At 61.5% G+C, this 14,782-nt stretch carries 13 protein-coding genes and 1 pseudogene; 7 read left to right on the top strand and 7 right to left on the bottom strand.

What is annotated here, in order from left to right; genetic code table 11:
* Positions 1-105: 105 nt before the first annotated feature.
* Positions 106-1,434, bottom strand: a complete 1,329-nt coding sequence (miaB, locus tag PspCFBP13508_RS21680) for a tRNA (N6-isopentenyl adenosine(37)-C2)-methylthiotransferase MiaB (RefSeq protein ID WP_137215656.1) — start codon at positions 1,432-1,434, stop codon at positions 106-108.
* 132 nt (positions 1,435-1,566) lie between these two features.
* Here miaB and PspCFBP13508_RS21675 point away from each other — a divergent pair, with 132 nt between their 5' ends.
* Positions 1,567-1,896 (top strand): DUF1820 family protein, encoded by a 330-nt coding sequence (locus PspCFBP13508_RS21675; RefSeq protein WP_016773045.1) that lies wholly within the window; start codon positions 1,567-1,569, stop codon positions 1,894-1,896.
* 124 nt (positions 1,897-2,020) lie between these two features.
* On the opposite strand, the gene PspCFBP13508_RS21670 is transcribed toward PspCFBP13508_RS21675, so the two are convergent.
* The 4 genes from PspCFBP13508_RS21670 to PspCFBP13508_RS21655 form a co-directional block, all read right to left on the bottom strand.
* The gene (locus tag PspCFBP13508_RS21670; RefSeq protein ID WP_041477733.1) at positions 2,021-2,575 is read right to left on the bottom strand and encodes a tetratricopeptide repeat protein; all 555 of its coding nucleotides are present in this window, start codon (positions 2,573-2,575) and stop codon (positions 2,021-2,023) included.
* A gap of 224 nt (positions 2,576-2,799) precedes the next feature.
* Positions 2,800-4,083, bottom strand: a complete 1,284-nt coding sequence (gene hemL / locus PspCFBP13508_RS21665) for a glutamate-1-semialdehyde 2,1-aminomutase (protein ID WP_130912138.1) — start codon at positions 4,081-4,083, stop codon at positions 2,800-2,802.
* A gap of 15 nt (positions 4,084-4,098) precedes the next feature.
* Complete coding sequence (gene thiE / locus PspCFBP13508_RS21660; protein ID WP_024014437.1) at positions 4,099-4,722, bottom strand: thiamine phosphate synthase; 624 nt, start codon at positions 4,720-4,722, stop codon at positions 4,099-4,101.
* Positions 4,723-4,740: 18 nt separating this feature from the next.
* Positions 4,741-5,538, bottom strand: a complete 798-nt coding sequence (locus PspCFBP13508_RS21655; RefSeq protein ID WP_007909650.1) for a hydroxymethylpyrimidine/phosphomethylpyrimidine kinase — start codon at positions 5,536-5,538, stop codon at positions 4,741-4,743.
* 490 nt (positions 5,539-6,028) lie between these two features.
* Between PspCFBP13508_RS21655 and PspCFBP13508_RS21650 the strand changes: the two genes are divergently transcribed.
* The 5 genes and pseudogenes from PspCFBP13508_RS21650 to PspCFBP13508_RS21630 all read left to right on the top strand — a co-directional run bounded on the left by PspCFBP13508_RS21650 (position 6,029) and on the right by PspCFBP13508_RS21630 (position 12,517).
* Complete coding sequence (locus PspCFBP13508_RS21650) at positions 6,029-8,380, top strand: hybrid sensor histidine kinase/response regulator (protein ID WP_137215655.1); 2,352 nt, start codon at positions 6,029-6,031, stop codon at positions 8,378-8,380.
* Between the two features lie 95 nt (positions 8,381-8,475).
* Positions 8,476-10,125: an acyl-CoA dehydrogenase family protein gene (locus tag PspCFBP13508_RS21645; RefSeq protein ID WP_137215654.1), complete on the top strand. Its 1,650-nt coding sequence runs from the start codon at positions 8,476-8,478 to the stop codon at positions 10,123-10,125.
* Between the two features lie 21 nt (positions 10,126-10,146).
* A pseudogene (locus tag PspCFBP13508_RS27835) lies at positions 10,147-10,236 on the top strand (metal ABC transporter ATP-binding protein); the annotation flags it as partial.
* A gap of 73 nt (positions 10,237-10,309) precedes the next feature.
* Complete coding sequence (amn, locus tag PspCFBP13508_RS21635) at positions 10,310-11,809, top strand: AMP nucleosidase (RefSeq protein ID WP_016773051.1); 1,500 nt, start codon at positions 10,310-10,312, stop codon at positions 11,807-11,809.
* A 72-nt stretch (positions 11,810-11,881) separates the two neighbouring features.
* On the top strand, positions 11,882-12,517 hold the full coding sequence (locus PspCFBP13508_RS21630; RefSeq protein ID WP_137215653.1) for a pseudouridine synthase: 636 nt from the start codon (positions 11,882-11,884) through the stop codon (positions 12,515-12,517).
* On the opposite strand, the gene PspCFBP13508_RS21625 is transcribed toward PspCFBP13508_RS21630, so the two are convergent.
* Together PspCFBP13508_RS21625 and PspCFBP13508_RS21620 are read right to left on the bottom strand one after the other, a co-directional pair.
* Positions 12,512-12,721, bottom strand: a complete 210-nt coding sequence (locus PspCFBP13508_RS21625) for a DUF2788 domain-containing protein (protein WP_016773053.1) — start codon at positions 12,719-12,721, stop codon at positions 12,512-12,514. The genes PspCFBP13508_RS21630 and PspCFBP13508_RS21625 overlap by 6 nt on opposite strands.
* Before the next feature lie 169 nt (positions 12,722-12,890).
* The gene (locus tag PspCFBP13508_RS21620) at positions 12,891-13,370 is read right to left on the bottom strand and encodes an Lrp/AsnC family transcriptional regulator (protein ID WP_007909658.1); all 480 of its coding nucleotides are present in this window, start codon (positions 13,368-13,370) and stop codon (positions 12,891-12,893) included.
* A gap of 449 nt (positions 13,371-13,819) precedes the next feature.
* On the opposite strand from PspCFBP13508_RS21620, the gene PspCFBP13508_RS21615 reads away from it, so the two are divergent.
* Entirely contained in the window at positions 13,820-14,755 is a 936-nt protein-coding gene (locus PspCFBP13508_RS21615; protein WP_130911850.1) for a DUF6515 family protein, read from the top strand.
* The last annotated feature ends 27 nt before the right edge of the window (positions 14,756-14,782 follow it).

Below are 14,782 nucleotides of genomic sequence, written 5' to 3'. Positions count from 1 at the left end.
CCTGTGGGAGCGAGCCTGCTCGCGAAGGCGGCGACACATTCAATATTGATTTGTCTGACAGATCGCCTTCGCGAGCAGGCTCGCTCCCACAGGAGAAATGCAGCGTTATTGAATCAGCGAACCACGCAGTGAGTGCGGTTGCGCGGCGTCGATGTGCACGTCGGCGAACTGGCCGATCAGGGTCGGATTGTCGCAGCGGAAGTTGACGATACGATTATTCTCGGTACGGCCCTGCAGCTCGCCCGGGTCTTTCTTCGAATAATCGGTCACCAGAATGCGCTGGATCGAACCGACCATTTGTCGGCTGATCTCGAAGCCCTGCTGATTCAAACGATGTTGCAGCGCGTTCAGACGTTCTTTCTTCAATTCTTCCGGCGTGTCATCGGCCAGATCGGCAGCGGGCGTGCCCGGGCGCTGGCTATAGACGAACGAGTAGGAGAAATCGAAGCCGACATCGGCAATCAACTTCATGGTCTGTTCGAAGTCTTTCTCGGTCTCGCCGGGGAAACCGACGATGAAGTCCGAACTGATGCAGATCCCCGGTACGGCGGCGCGCAATTTGCGCAGCTTGGATTTGTACTCCAGCGCCGTGTGGTTGCGCTTCATCGCCGCGAGAATTCGGTCCGAACCCGACTGCACCGGCAAGTGCAGGTGCTTGACCAGTTCCGGCACTTCGGCGTGGGCCTGGATCAGGCTGTCGGAGAACTCCAGCGGATGCGAGGTGGTGTAGCGGATGCGGTCGATGCCATCGACAGCGGCGACCACGCGAATCAGTTCGGCCAGATCGGCCAGACGACCGTCGTGAGTCTGGCCGCGATAGCCGTTGACGTTCTGCCCGAGCAAGGTCACTTCACGCACGCCGTGTTCGGCAAGGTGAATGATTTCCGCGATCACGTCATCGAACGGCCGGCTGACTTCTTCGCCACGGGTATACGGCACCACGCAGAACGTGCAGTACTTGCTGCAACCTTCCATCACTGACACATAAGCGCTCGGGCCGTCGATACGCGGCTCCGGCAGGTGGTCGAATTTTTCGATTTCCGGGAAGGAGACGTCGACTTGCGGCAGCTTGGTAATGCGCGCGGCATCGATCATTTCCGGCAGCCGGTGCAGGGTCTGCGGGCCGAACACCACGTCAACGTAGGGAGCGCGATCGCGGATCGCCGCGCCTTCCTGACTGGCCACGCAACCGCCGACGGCGATGACCATGTCCGGGTTGGCCAGCTTCAGTTCGCGCCAGCGGCCGAGCTGCGAATACACGCGATCCTGGGCGCGCTCGCGGATCGAGCAGGTGTTGAGCAGAATCACGTCGGCGTCTTCCGCGCGAGCGGTGACTTCCAGGGCCTGATGTTCGCCCAGCAGATCGACCATGCGCGAGCTGTCGTACTCGTTCATCTGGCAACCGTGGGTTTCGATGTAAAGCTTGTTGGCCATGGATTCGGGTCGTCACGTGATTCAAAGAACCGCGCATTATAGGGAACAAGCCGTCAGGTTCCTACCGCTGTGCGTCCGGTGGCTATGCTATAGTTCGCGCCCTCATTTTTACCCCGATGTTATCCGCCCGCCATGACCAAACGCGAAGCTCCAATCTACAAGGTGATTTTCCTCAACCAGGGCCAGGTGTTCGAAATGTACGCCAAGCAGATCTATCAAAGTGATCTGTGGGGTTTCCTGGAAGTTGAAGAATTCGTCTTTGGCGAGCGTACGCAAATGGTCGTCGATCCGAGCGAAGAAAAGCTCAAGGCGCAGTTCGAAGGCGTGGTGCGCAGCTTTGTACCGATGCATTCGATCGTGCGCATCGACGAAGTGGAACGTCTGGGCACGCCGAAAATCAGCGAGGCCCGGGGCGCGGTCGGCAATGTCATGCCGTTTCCGATGCCGATGCCTGAGAAGTAAGCTTCAGGACCGCGTCGCCCTCATTCGCGAGCAGGCTCGCTCCCACAGTAGATCTCCAGTGTTCAGAAGATTCTCTGTGGGAGCGAGCCTGCTCGCGAAGAGGCCAGAAAGGTCGGCGCAAAAATCAGGGAAGAGGTGAAAACGGCGTACGCCCATCGGCGTTCTGCAGTTCCATGAGGTATTTGCGGAAAATCTGCCCGAGCACCTGAGTGGCGGTTTCGAGATCTTCGCGGGACATTTTTTCCGAGACTTCGTCGGCCGTGTCCAGCGCCTCTTCGGCACCGTTGACCGCTGCCATCTTCAGCACGATGTAGGCCTGGATATTGTTGGCCTGCACGCCTTCACCGTGGAAGAACATGCTGCCGAGCTTGTATTGCGCCTGGGCGTGGCCTTGCAACGAGGCCTTTTCGAAATAGCTCAGGGCTTGATTGAGGTCGCGCGGCGCGTTCTTGCCGTCGTAGTAGAACTCACCCAACTCGTATTGCGCTTGCGCGTCCCCTTCGTCCGCCGCTTTCTGGCAGGCGGCCAGTGCCTGCGTGACGTCTTGCGGCTGAGTATTGAGGGTGCAACGACCCATCGCCGGGATCAACAACGAGTTGCCGCCTGCTTGTGCATGCGCGAGCAGGGGCTGAAGGAGCAACAGGCAGCCCAATGCAAGGGTGCGGCCGGTGCGGTTCATGGGAATCGACTTACCTCTGGAGGGCACGCGGACCCGTCGAGGGATCCAATAAGCGCGCATTATGAAATAAGCAGGGCCATCCTTACAAAGTCTTTACTCGTTTTTCTGCTGCTTGGGGAATATATCGCCCGATTCGGGCAGGATTTTCGCAGACGCGTCGGAAAAACCGAGCGGATGTAGGTGAAAGCTGACGCTGGCCATAGCCAACGTCAGCGGTACGGCGATTATTTCAGTGCAGCGAAGGCACGCTCGGCAGCGTCCAGCGTCAGTTGCAACTCGGCTTCGCCGTGGGCAATCGAGGTGAAACCGGCTTCGAAAGCGCTCGGCGCCAGGTACACGCCACCTTCCAGCATCAAGTGGAAGAAGCGACCGAACATTGCCGCGTCGCTGGCCATCACGTCGTCGAAGGTGACGATGTCGTCGGCGCCGCTGAAGTACAGACCGAACATGCCGCCGGCCTGAGTGGTCACGAACGGAATGCCGGCGGCATCGGCGCGCTGCTGCAGACCGTCGAGCATGCGCGCGGTGTAGTCGGTCAGTTCGGCGTGGAAGCCCGGGCGGCTGATCAGACGCAAGGTCGTCAGGCCGGCAGCCATCGCCAGCGGATTACCCGACAACGTACCGGCCTGATACACCGGACCCAGTGGGGCGATGCGCTGCATGATCTCGCGCTTGCCACCGAAGCAGCCCACCGGCATACCGCCGCCGATTATCTTGCCGAACGTGGTCAGGTCCGGCGTCACACCGTAGTGCGCCTGGGCACCGCCGAGGGCGACGCGGAAACCGGTCATCACTTCGTCGAAAATCAGCACCACGCCGTGCTTGTCGCACAGCGAACGCAGGCCTTCGAGAAAGCCCGGCGCTGGCGGCACGCAGTTCATGTTGCCAGCCACCGGCTCGACGATGATGCACGCCACCTCTTCGCCCACTTCGGCGAGCATCGCTTCAACCGCGTCGATGTCGTTGAACGGCAGGGTCAGGGTGTGTTTGGCGAACGCTGCCGGCACGCCGGCCGAGCTCGGTACGCCTTGGGTAAGAGCGCCGGAACCGGCCTTGACCAGCAGGCTGTCGGAGTGGCCGTGGTAGCAGCCTTCGAACTTGATGATGCTGTCGCGCCCGGTGTAACCACGGGCCAGACGGATCGCACTCATGGTCGCTTCGGTGCCGGAGCTGACCATGCGCACCATGTCCATCGACGGCACCAGCGAGCAGACCAGATCGGCCATCTCGGTTTCCATCGAGGTCGGTGCGCCGTAGGACAGGCCGTGTTGCAGCTGATTGCGCACCGCGTCGAGCACGTCCGGATGGCTGTGGCCGAGGATCATCGGGCCCCACGAACCCACGTAATCGACATAACGCTTGTCATCTTCGTCGGTGACATAAGCGCCTTCGGCGTGTTTGAAGAACAGCGGGGTGCCGCCGACGCTCTTGAACGCGCGCACCGGCGAGTTGACGCCGCCGGGGATGTGTTTCTGAGCATTGGCAAACAGGGTTTCGGAACGAGACATGATCGGGCTCTCAAATCAGATTTTCAGAAGTTCGTTGAAGGCGCGGGCGCGGCGGGTCACTTCGGCGCTGCTCTCGGCGCCGAACAAACCGTGGATCACGGCGAGCAGATCGACACCGTGCTCCACCAGCGGCGCGGCGTTATCGAGGGTGATGCCGCCAATCGCGCAGACCGGCAAGTGCAGCGTGCGTTTGGCTTCGTCGAGCAAGTCGAGGCTGCAACTCGGCGCACCGGGTTTGGTGGTGGAATTGAAGAAGCGGCCGAAGGCGACGTAACTCGCGCCTTCTTTGGCAGCCTGTTCGGCCAGAGCGATTTGCCCATGGCAGGTCGAACCGATGATGGCTTTCGAACCGAGCAGGGCACGGGTCGGCGACAGCGGGCCGTCGGTCTGGCCGAGGTGCACGCCGACGTTGAGGCGCGCGGCCAGTTCGGCGTCATCGTTGATGATCAGTTGCGTCTTGTAGCGCTCGCACAGGTTGCGCAACGCCTCGGCCTCGCGCAGACGGCGGGCCTCATCGCTGCTCTTGTCGCGGTATTGCAGCAGGGTGACGCCGCCGTCGAGCGCCGCCTCCACATAAGACAGAAACTTGCCGGCCAGCAACTGGCTGTCGGTAATGGCATACAGGCCACGGAGTTTCATCGGGCAGACCTCACGACGTTACGAGCAGAAATCCAGCGGCAGGCGACGCGGCACGAACTGGCCTTTGCCCAGTTGTTCGGCATCGCGCAGGGTCCGCCAGGTGTAATCCAGCGCACTGCGCACGGCACTGGCCAGGTGTTCGCCCTGAGCCAGGCGACCGGCGAGGGCGCTGGCCAACGTGCAACCGGAGCCGTGATAGCTGCCCGGCAGGCGCTGGCAGATAAAGGTTTCGCGCAGGCCGTCGCGGCTGTACACGCGGTTGTGGATTTCAGTTTCGTCGCCATGGCCGCCGGTGATCAGCAGGTTTTTGACGAATGGCAGGAGTTTTTCTGCGCACTCGTCGGCCGTGCCTTCGGGCAGTTCGGCGAGGATGCGCGCTTCAGGAAGATTAGGGGTGGCAATGATCGACAGCGGCAGCAGACGCTCGCGCATCGCGTAGCCGACCTCATCCTTGCCCAGGCGTCCGCCGCCGCCGGCACGCAGCACCGGGTCGCAGACCACTGGCAGGTGCGGGTGCGCCGAGAGCAGTTCGACCACGGTGTCGACCATCTCCAGCGAACCGAGCATGCCCAGTTTCACCGCTGCGACTTCGGAGTCGTTGAGCACGGCGTTGGCCTGGGCCAGTACCCACTCACGGTCGAGGACGCGGAAGTCCGTGACGTTGACGGTGTCTTGCACGGTCAGGGCGGTGACGGCCGGAGCCGCATGGCAACCCTGCGCGAGCAAGGCTTCGATATCTGCCTGCAAGCCGGCGCCACCACTGGGGTCGTGGCCGGAGAGACAGAGGACAACGGGGCGGGAGCTGTAGATATTCATGGTGCGCGAGCTTACCACCAAAGCTGATTTTGGGGTTCAGTCCTGACAGCGATCCGCAACAGATTGTCTGACAACACTGCAGTGAGGAGATGAACCACAACTGTGGCGAGGGGATTTAGCGAAACGTCGCACCGCCCCGCTGGGCTGCGAAGCGGCCCCAAACCCTGCAATCCGGTTCTTTCTGACACACCTCGCTGGATGGACTTGCGACTGCTTCGCAGCCGAACGGGGATAAATCCCCTCGCCACAATTGGTCACCTATCAATGAGGCCGTCGGCGCGAGTTGACCAACCCAACAGCTCTATCTCGGCGCTTTGCCCTGGAACGCCCGTTCTAGAGCTGTTGTAGGAAAAATTTCCATGGTGCTCAATGGCCATCAACGGCTATGCTAGGCTGGATCCAAACAATCACAGGTAATACCGGTTTTACGTCTACTCAAAAGGAATGGGGGGCTTCCTGACACAACCGGACGAGCCACGCTGGGGCTTCAATGCGCTATTTGCTGATGTTGCTGTTCTGCTTGCCCCTTATGGCGAGCGCTGTCGAATTCGACGAATTCACCCAGAGCCTGCCACTGGGCCGATCGCTGCAAGTGTTCGAAGACCCGAGCGGTCAGGCGACGATTGCCGACGTCCGCGCGCAAGATGCCGCCGGCCAGTTCAAAACCCACGACAAAGCCACGCTCAACGCCGGTTACTCGCGCTCGGCGTTCTGGCTGAAGATCGACCTGCATTACCGCCCGAGCAACCCGGCCGCCCAGCGCACCTGGCTGCTGGAGCTGGCGTATCCGCCACTCGATCTCCTTGATCTGTACTTGCCTGATGCCCGCGGCGAATACCGACTGGTGCGCCAGACCGGCGATGCCTTGCCCTTCGCCAGTCGCGAGATCCGCCAGAACAATTACCTGTTCGACCTTCCCTTCAAACCGGATCAACAACAGACGCTGTACCTGCGCCTGGCCAGCGAAGGCTCGATCCAGGCGCCGGTGACGTTGTGGTCGAGTACTGCGTACCTCGAAGATCAACCGGTGCGCCTGTATGTACTCGGCATCATTTATGGCGTGCTGCTGGGGATGCTGGTCTACAACCTGTTCATCTACCTGAGCGTGCGCGACACCAGTTACCTCTATTACATCTTCTATATCGGCTCGTTCGGCCTCTATCAATTGTCGGTGAACGGCGCGGCGGTCGAGTATTTCTGGCCGGACAACCCATGGTGGGCCAACGCCGCGACGCCGTTTTTCATCGGATGCGCCGGGCTGTTCGGCAGCCAGTTCGCCCGCAGTTTCCTGCAGACCAAGACCCACAGCCCCTGGCTGGATCGCTTGCTGATCGGCCTGATTGCCTTCAGTGCGCTGGTGATCGGCCTGTCGCTGATGACCAGTTACGCCCTGGCCCTGCGCCTGGCGACCACACTGGCGCTGACCTTCACCGTGGTGATCTTTGCCGCCGGGATTCTTGCCTGGTGGCGCGGCTTGCGCGTTGCGCGTTACTTCATCATCGCCTGGTCGGCGTTCCTGCTCGGCGGCATCGTCAATACGCTGATGGTGCTGGGCCTGCTGCCCAACGTGTTTTTGACCATGTACGCCAGCCAGATCGGCTCGGCGATCGAGGTGGCGCTGCTGTCGCTGGCGCTGGCCGATCGCATCAACGCCATGCGCGAACAACAGGCGCAGACCTTGTTCGACGCCGGGCAGAAACTCGAAGTGCTCAACCAGCAACTGGCCCACAGCAACAAGCTCAAGGATGAATTCCTCGCCACGCTGACCCACGAATTGCGCACGCCGATGAACGGCGTGATCGGTTCGCTGGAGCTGATGCAGACCGTCGACCTCGATCCCGAGCTAGAGCAATATCAACAGACCGCCGCCGGTTCCGCCCGCGACATGATGCGCATGGTCAATGGCATCCTCACGCTCACTGAGTTGCAGGCCGGCAAGCTCAAGGCGACGCCGGGCAGTTTCAGCCTGCGCGCAGTGGTCGAGGCGTTGCGCGTGCAGTTCGAAGGTAATGCAGCGAGCAAGTCACTGGACTTCAAGGTCGAGGTGCTGCCGACCCTGCCGGATCGCTTGCTCGGCGACAGCGCGAAACTGGCGCAGTGCCTGGAATGCCTGCTGGACAATGCGATCAAGTTCACCCGCGTCGGCGGCCTGGCGTTGCGCGTTACCGGTCGGCCGTCGGCGGATGAGCGCATGGCGCTGTCGTTTGCGGTGATCGACACCGGCATCGGTTTCACTGATCTGGGCGAGGCGACCCTGTATCAGCGTTTCTTCCAGCTCGATGGTTCGATGACTCGCGAATACGGCGGCCTCGGTGTTGGTCTGGCGATCTGTCGGCAACTGGTCGAGTTGCTCGGCGGCAAACTCACCCATCGTTCCGAGCCGGGACGCGGCAGCCGCTTCCAGCTCGATGTCGAATTCGAACTGCCGGTGATCGAAGCGCCTGCGGATCAGCCGACCCGCGATTGCATTCGTGCGCCGCAGGACTGCACGGTGCTGCTGGTGGACGACGACAGCGTCAATCAACTGGTGATGCGTGGCATGTTGCTCAAGCTCGGTTTTCGCGTGCGCAGCGCTGACAACGGCGCCGCCGCGCTGGACTGCCTGCAACGGGAAAGTTTTGATGCGGTGCTGATCGATTGCCAGTTGCCCCGCCACGAAGGCGCATCGCTGTGCTGCCAGATCCATGCATTGCCAGGCTGCGCGCATTTGCCAGTGTTCATGCTGGCGCTGGGTGCGGATCTCGAACAATGCGCCCCGGGCGCGCCTATCGACTATCTGCACAAACCAGTGAAATTCGAGGATCTGCAGGCTGCCTTGCAGCGCCGCGTGCTCAGTTGCTGATGGGGTAAAAGCGCCGCAAAAACGGCGCCTATGACACTTTGTTCAAAAAAGCACCAGTGCTTAACTGGTGCCATTGCTGAACAAGGAGCGCCGTCATGAACCTGCATCAGTTCGCCGAAACCCACGAAGTCACCAATCAGCCGCCGTCGCTGGACGGCACCAACCTGTACCGCATCGACCTGCCGCTACAGGAGTGGTCGCGGCGTTTTGGTGCCGGTTGGGCCGAGTCGCGCATCGATGCCTATGGCGCACTGGCGGGTGGGCCGCTGATGGAAGCGGGGTTTCTCGCCAACCAGAACAAACCGCTATTTGCCAGCCATGATCGCTACGGCCATCGCATCGATCTGGTCGAGTTTCACCCGGCTTACCACGAGCTGATGCGCACCGCGATCGAACATGGCCTGACCTCGCTGCCTTGGGCACACCCGCAGGACGGCGCGCATGTCGCCCGCGCTTCGATGACCTATCTGCACAGCCAGGCCGAGGCCGGCAGTGGTTGCCCGCTGACCATGACCTTCGCCAGCGTGCCGGCCCTGCGCTTGCAGCCGGAGCTGGCCGAACAGTGGCTGCCGAAAGTCCTCGCCACCGAATACGATCCGCGCAACGTCGGCATGGCGCACAAGGCCGGCGTGACCATCGGCATGGCGATGACCGAGAAGCAGGGCGGCACCGATGTCCGCGCCAACACCACCAAAGCCTATCCGGTCGGCCCCAGCGGCCCGGGTCAGGCCTATGAACTGGTCGGGCACAAGTGGTTCTGCTCGGCGCCGATGTGCGACGCCTTCCTGACATTGGCGCAAACCGACAAGGGCTTGAGCTGCTTCCTGCTGCCGCGCCATCGCCCGGACGACACGCGCAATCAGTTCTACATCCAGCGTCTGAAAAACAAACTCGGCAACCAGTCCAACGCCTCCAGCGAAGTGGAGTTTCGTGGCGCACTGGCATGGATGATCGGCGAAGAAGGGCGCGGCGTGCCGACCATTATCGAGATGGTGGCGATGACCCGTTTCGATTGCATGGTCGGTTCCAGTTCGCTGATGCGCCAGGCGCTGACCCAGGCCAGCCATCACTGCGCGCACCGCAAGGTCGGCGACAAATTGCTCAGCGAGCAGCCGCTGATGCAGAACGTGCTGGCCGATCTGGCCCTGGAAAGCGAAGCGGCGCTGGCGCTGAGTCTGCGCATGGGCAAGGCGCTCGATCATCTGGATGATCGCCACGAAGCGCAGTTCGCGCGGTTGGTGACGGCGGTGGGCAAATACTGGATCTGCAAACGCGCGCCAGGAATGATCAACGAAGCCGCCGAATGCATGGGCGGCGCCGGTTATGTCGAAGACAGCATCCTGCCGCGCCTGTACCGCGAAGCGCCGGTGAATTCGACGTGGGAAGGTTCGGGGAATGTGCAATGTCTGGATGTGCTGCGCGCATTGTCAAAGGAGCCGGGCGTGCTGGATGTGCTGTTCAGCGAACTGGGCGATGGCCATGGCGACAAGCGTCTGGCCGCGCATATCCAGCAGTTGCAGGCGCAGTTCAAGGACACCAGTGATATTCAGTATCGAGCGCGGCAGTTGACCGAAGACATCGCGCTCGGGTTGCAGGCCAGGCTTCTGTTGGAGGCGGGGAATTCGGCGGTCAGTGATGCTTTCATTGCCAGCCGTCTGAGCGGTGGCGGTCGCGTCTATGGCGCGTTGCCGCGTGGGCTGGACGTCGAAGCGATCGTCGCCCGCTCGACTCCACAGCTTTTCTGACCCACCTCAAATCCCTCCTCTGTGGGAGCGAGCCTGCTCGCGAAAGCGGTGTGTCAGTCGACATCTTTATTGGATGATCCACCGCATTCGCGAGCAGGCTCGCTCCCACAGGGGACATCATTGGTCTGCAGATTTAAGTGTCGCCACAACGCCACTGTTCCCGTGCGTCCACGATGCAGGCAAGATGAAGCTCTGCAAGTCAGAACACAGGAAGCTGATCGTGACCGAAGCGTTTATTGTCGTTCAAACCGCCGAACAAGCCGTGGATCGTCTGGCCGAGCTGCATGAGCGGGCCACCACTGCGCTGAATTCTGCCCTCAAGCGTTACCTCAAGGACCGCGTCGAGCCCGACGCCGAACAGCGTGCTCTGTTTCGTTATCCCGAACTGCGTCTGACCTACCACTGCCAGGGCGAAGTGCCGCAGACCACCCGCGCTTACGCCAAGGTGCAGTTGCCGGGCACTTACAGCGTCACCGTCACCCACCCGGCGGCGTTTCGCAAATACCTGCTTGAACAACTGACGCCGTTGATGCACGACTTCACCGTGACCGTCGAAGTCGGCGTCAGCCAGCAGAACATTCCTTATCCGTACGTGGTCGAACAGGGCGATGAACTGGCCGGTTCCGGCGTCACTGCGGCGGTGCTGGCGCGGGTATTCCCGAGTACCGATCTGTCCGCCGCTACCGATGGCATTGCCGACGGTCTCTACGACTGGGAAAACACCGATCCGCTGCCACTGGCACTGTTCGACGCCGCGCGCGTGGATTTCTCGCTGCGCCGTCTGGTGCATTACACCGGCAGCGACTGGCGCCATGTGCAGCCGTGGATTCTGCTGACCAACTATCACCGCTACGTCGACCAGTTCATCGTTCATGGTCTGGAGCAGTTGCGCCGCGACCCGCGGTTCGTGCGCATGGTCCTGCCGGGCAACGTGATCATCGAGAAGAGCATGGACCACGGCGAAGCCTCGGCAATTGCCGCCGGTGTGGTCTGGCACCGTTACCAGATGCCCGCCTATCACCTGATCGCCAGCGATGGTCACGGCGTGACGCTGGTCAACATCGGTGTCGGCCCGTCCAACGCCAAGAACATCACCGATCACCTGGCCGTGCTGCGCCCGCATTGCTGGCTGATGATCGGCCATTGCGGCGGCCTGCGTCAGTCGCAGACCATCGGCGACTATGTGCTGGCGCACGCTTACATGCGTCGCGACGGCATTCTCGACCGCGTGGTGCCGCCGAATATCCCCATCCCGGCACTGGCCGAAGTGCAGCTTGCGCTTCAACAGGCAGCGGCGAATGTCACTGGCGAGAAGGGCGACGATCTGAAGAAGCGCCTGCGCACCGGCACGGTTCTGACCTACGACGACCGTAACTGGGAACTGCGCTGGGCTCAGGAGCGGCCGCTGATCAACCTGTCCCGCGCGGTCGCGGTGGACATGGAAAGCGGCACTATTGCAGCGCAGGGTTATCGCCTGCGTGTGCCTTACGGCACGTTGCTCTGCGTTTCGGACAAGCCGCTGCACAGCGAAATCAAACTGCCGGGCTCGGCCAACGCCTTCTATGAACGCGCGGTCAGCCAGCATTTGAAAATCGGCATCGAAGCAGTGGATCTGCTGCGCACCGAGCTCAACTCGCTGCACTCGCGCAAGTTGCGCAGCTTCGACGAGCCGCCGTTCCGTTAACGGTTAGTCGTGGTCATTTGGCGGTCGGGGCACTAGCATTGTCAGCCCTGATCGCTAAATGTTCTGTCTCTTATGTCCCGTCTCCCGCGTCCACCTTCGCGCCGTCCCGGCGTGAAGCCTCAGTCTTCTGCCCCGCGCCGTGTTGCCAAGGCACCACCGGCCGAGCCGAAACTGATCCTGTTCAACAAACCCTTCGATGTGCTGACGCAATTCAGCGACGGTGAAGGGCGGGCGACACTCAAGGATTACATCGATGTGCCGGGGATTTACCCGGCCGGACGTCTGGATCGCGACAGCGAAGGTTTGTTGCTGCTGACCAACGACGGCCAGTTGCAGGCGCGCATCGCCGATCCGAAACACAAACTGGCGAAGACTTATTGGGTGCAGGTGGAGGGCGAGCCGACGGCCGAGCAGTTGCAGCGCCTGCGCGATGGCGTCGAGTTGAATGACGGCATGACCCTGCCCGCCGAAGCGCGGCAACTGGCTGAGCCGCAGTTGTGGCCGCGCAATCCGCCGGTACGCTTTCGCGCAACCATACCGACTTCATGGCTGGAACTGGTGATTCGCGAAGGGCGCAACCGTCAGGTGCGGCGCATGACGGCGGCAGTCGGGTTACCGACGTTGCGTCTGGTGCGGGTCAGGATTGGCGACTGGACGATTGAAGGGCTGGATCAGGGCCAGTGGCAGGAAGTGCCGGCGCGCTTATAAGGCGCCGGATTCGATCAGGCCGATCACCACACTCTTGATGATGAACGCGGCCACGCCCAGGCCCAGCACGAAAAACAGAATGAACGAGCCGAACCGCCCGGCCTTGGACTTCTTCGCCAGATCCCAGACGATGAAACCCATGAAAATGATCAGGATGCTGACCAGACCGGTCATCATCCACTCTTCGAACAGTGCTGGATCCATTGGCGATCTCCGGCGCGGACAGGGCTGAAAGGGCGGCGGCGAGTATACGCCAAGGGCGGATGGCGGGGCATTGATCTGCGTCGCCTGTGCCGGCCCCTTCGCGAGCAGGCTCGCTCCCACAGGTTGAAATGCATTCCCTGTGGGAGCGAGCCTGCTCGCGAAAGCGATATCAGCTACGCAAATGAGTCAGCGGCAGTTCGGTGCTGTTGAGCACCTGATTCAGCACAAAACTCGACCGCACGCTGGTGACCCCCTCGATCCGGGTCAGATGCCCCAGCAGCAATTTCTGGTAGTGATCCATATCCGGCACCACCACTTTCAACTGGTAGTCGGCATCCACTCCGGTCACCAGACTGCATTCCAGCACCTGCGGCAATGTACGGATTGCCGCTTCGAAATTCTCGAAACGTTCCGGCGTGTGCCGGTCCATGCCGATCAGCACATACGCGGTCAGGCTCAAGCCGAGCATCTTGCGATCGAGCAGCGCCACCTGGCGCGAGATATAGCCATCGTCTTCCAGCTGCTTGACCCGGCGCGAGCAGGGCGAGGGCGACAGACCGATGCGTTCGGCCAGTTCCTGGTTGGAGATACGGGCGTCGCGCTGCAATTCCGCCAAAATACTCAGGTCATACCGGTCGAGTTTGCTCATCAATCTGTCCTTGGTCGTAACTATTGCGGCGGATTATCTATCCAGGGTTAAAAATTGCGCAAGCAGTGTTTAATTGAGCAATTTTCGCAATCCTCTGTCGCGGCTTCAGGCCTATTCTTATCACCAGAATCACTGCTCGGTAACACAGTCCACGCGGCCCGCCCAATCAGGCCCGCCGCGGCCGCCACCCCCACCGGGGATGTGCCGGCCCCCGAGCTGCACACTGTCCAGAAGACGGCGTGAGGTGAGCCGACGTCAAAAGCGTCGAGCCAGGACGAAGTTCTCAGAAGGGAGGCCGACGGGTCTCCCTTTTTTCTTGCCTGCGATTTCATGTTGGCGCCTCAATAAATAAGTCGCGCGACTGATAACCTGTTGCAGAACCCGGTGGGGCTGTTTCGAGTCTCAGCAATAAGCCCTGCCAACGACAGGCTCCCGCAGTGAGGAAAAGCATGAATTCGCGCATCTGGCGTCTGGCCGGTGTTGGTTTGCTCTGTGTGGGGGTCAGTGCGCAAGCGCTGGCCGATGAGCCGCAGAATCGCGGGCCGGGCAACGGGCCGCAGAACGACGGGATCATCCGTGGCGACAACAGCCGTCAGTTCGAGCACAACGGCCAGCCGCATAACAATGACGGTCAATGGCAGAACCGCAACCGTGCCGATGAGCGTCCGCAACCGCCTCGCCAGCCCGGTAATAACCTGCCGATCCAGCCGCGTCCCGACGCCGTGCACCAGACCCAGGAGCCGCGTCAGGGTTACTACCGCGACGAGCGCCCGCAGAACGGTTACCACAATCAACAGTGGCAGACGCAGCCGCGTCCCGATGACAACCGCTGGCCGGGACGGCCCAACGGTCATGGCAATGGCTGGGGGCCTGGCCCGCAATATCGCCCGGGCCATGTGATCGATCGTTTCCCGGATCGTGATTACCGCGTGCCGTATCGCGGTCAGGATTACTTCTATTCCGGCGGCTACTGGTATCGCCCGCAAGGCCCGCGCTACATCGTCGTGCAGCCGCCGCGCGGGATCCGCATCCAGTATTTGCCGGATTACGCCCGTGAAGTGTGGATCGGTGGTTCGTTGCTGTTCCTCGCCGCCGGTTCCTATTACGCCTATCAGGAGGCGACGCAGGATTACGTGGTGGTCGAGCCGCCGCTGCAGCAACCGTCGCAACCGCAAGCTCAGGGCTATGACGTCGAAGCCTACCCGGCCAACGGCCAGTCACCGCAGCAGGTGCAGCAGGACGGTTACCAGTGCTCTCAGTACGCGGTGCAGCAAAGCGGTTTCGACCCGCGCACCGCGACCTACCAACCGGCACCCGAAGTGGTTCAGGCCTATCGCCAGGCGCAGGGCAACTGCCTGAGCAGTCGCGGTTATCAGGTCAGATAGGGGCAGCTACAAGCTGCAAGCTGCAAG

The sequence above is a fragment of the Pseudomonas sp. CFBP13508 genome (assembly GCF_005233515.1).
In the GTDB taxonomy this organism is placed as follows: Bacteria; Pseudomonadota; Gammaproteobacteria; order Pseudomonadales; family Pseudomonadaceae; genus Aquipseudomonas; species Aquipseudomonas mercuritolerans.
The sequence above is the reverse complement of the archived record's forward strand: the minus strand, read 5'-3'. Positions and strand labels throughout refer to the sequence as shown.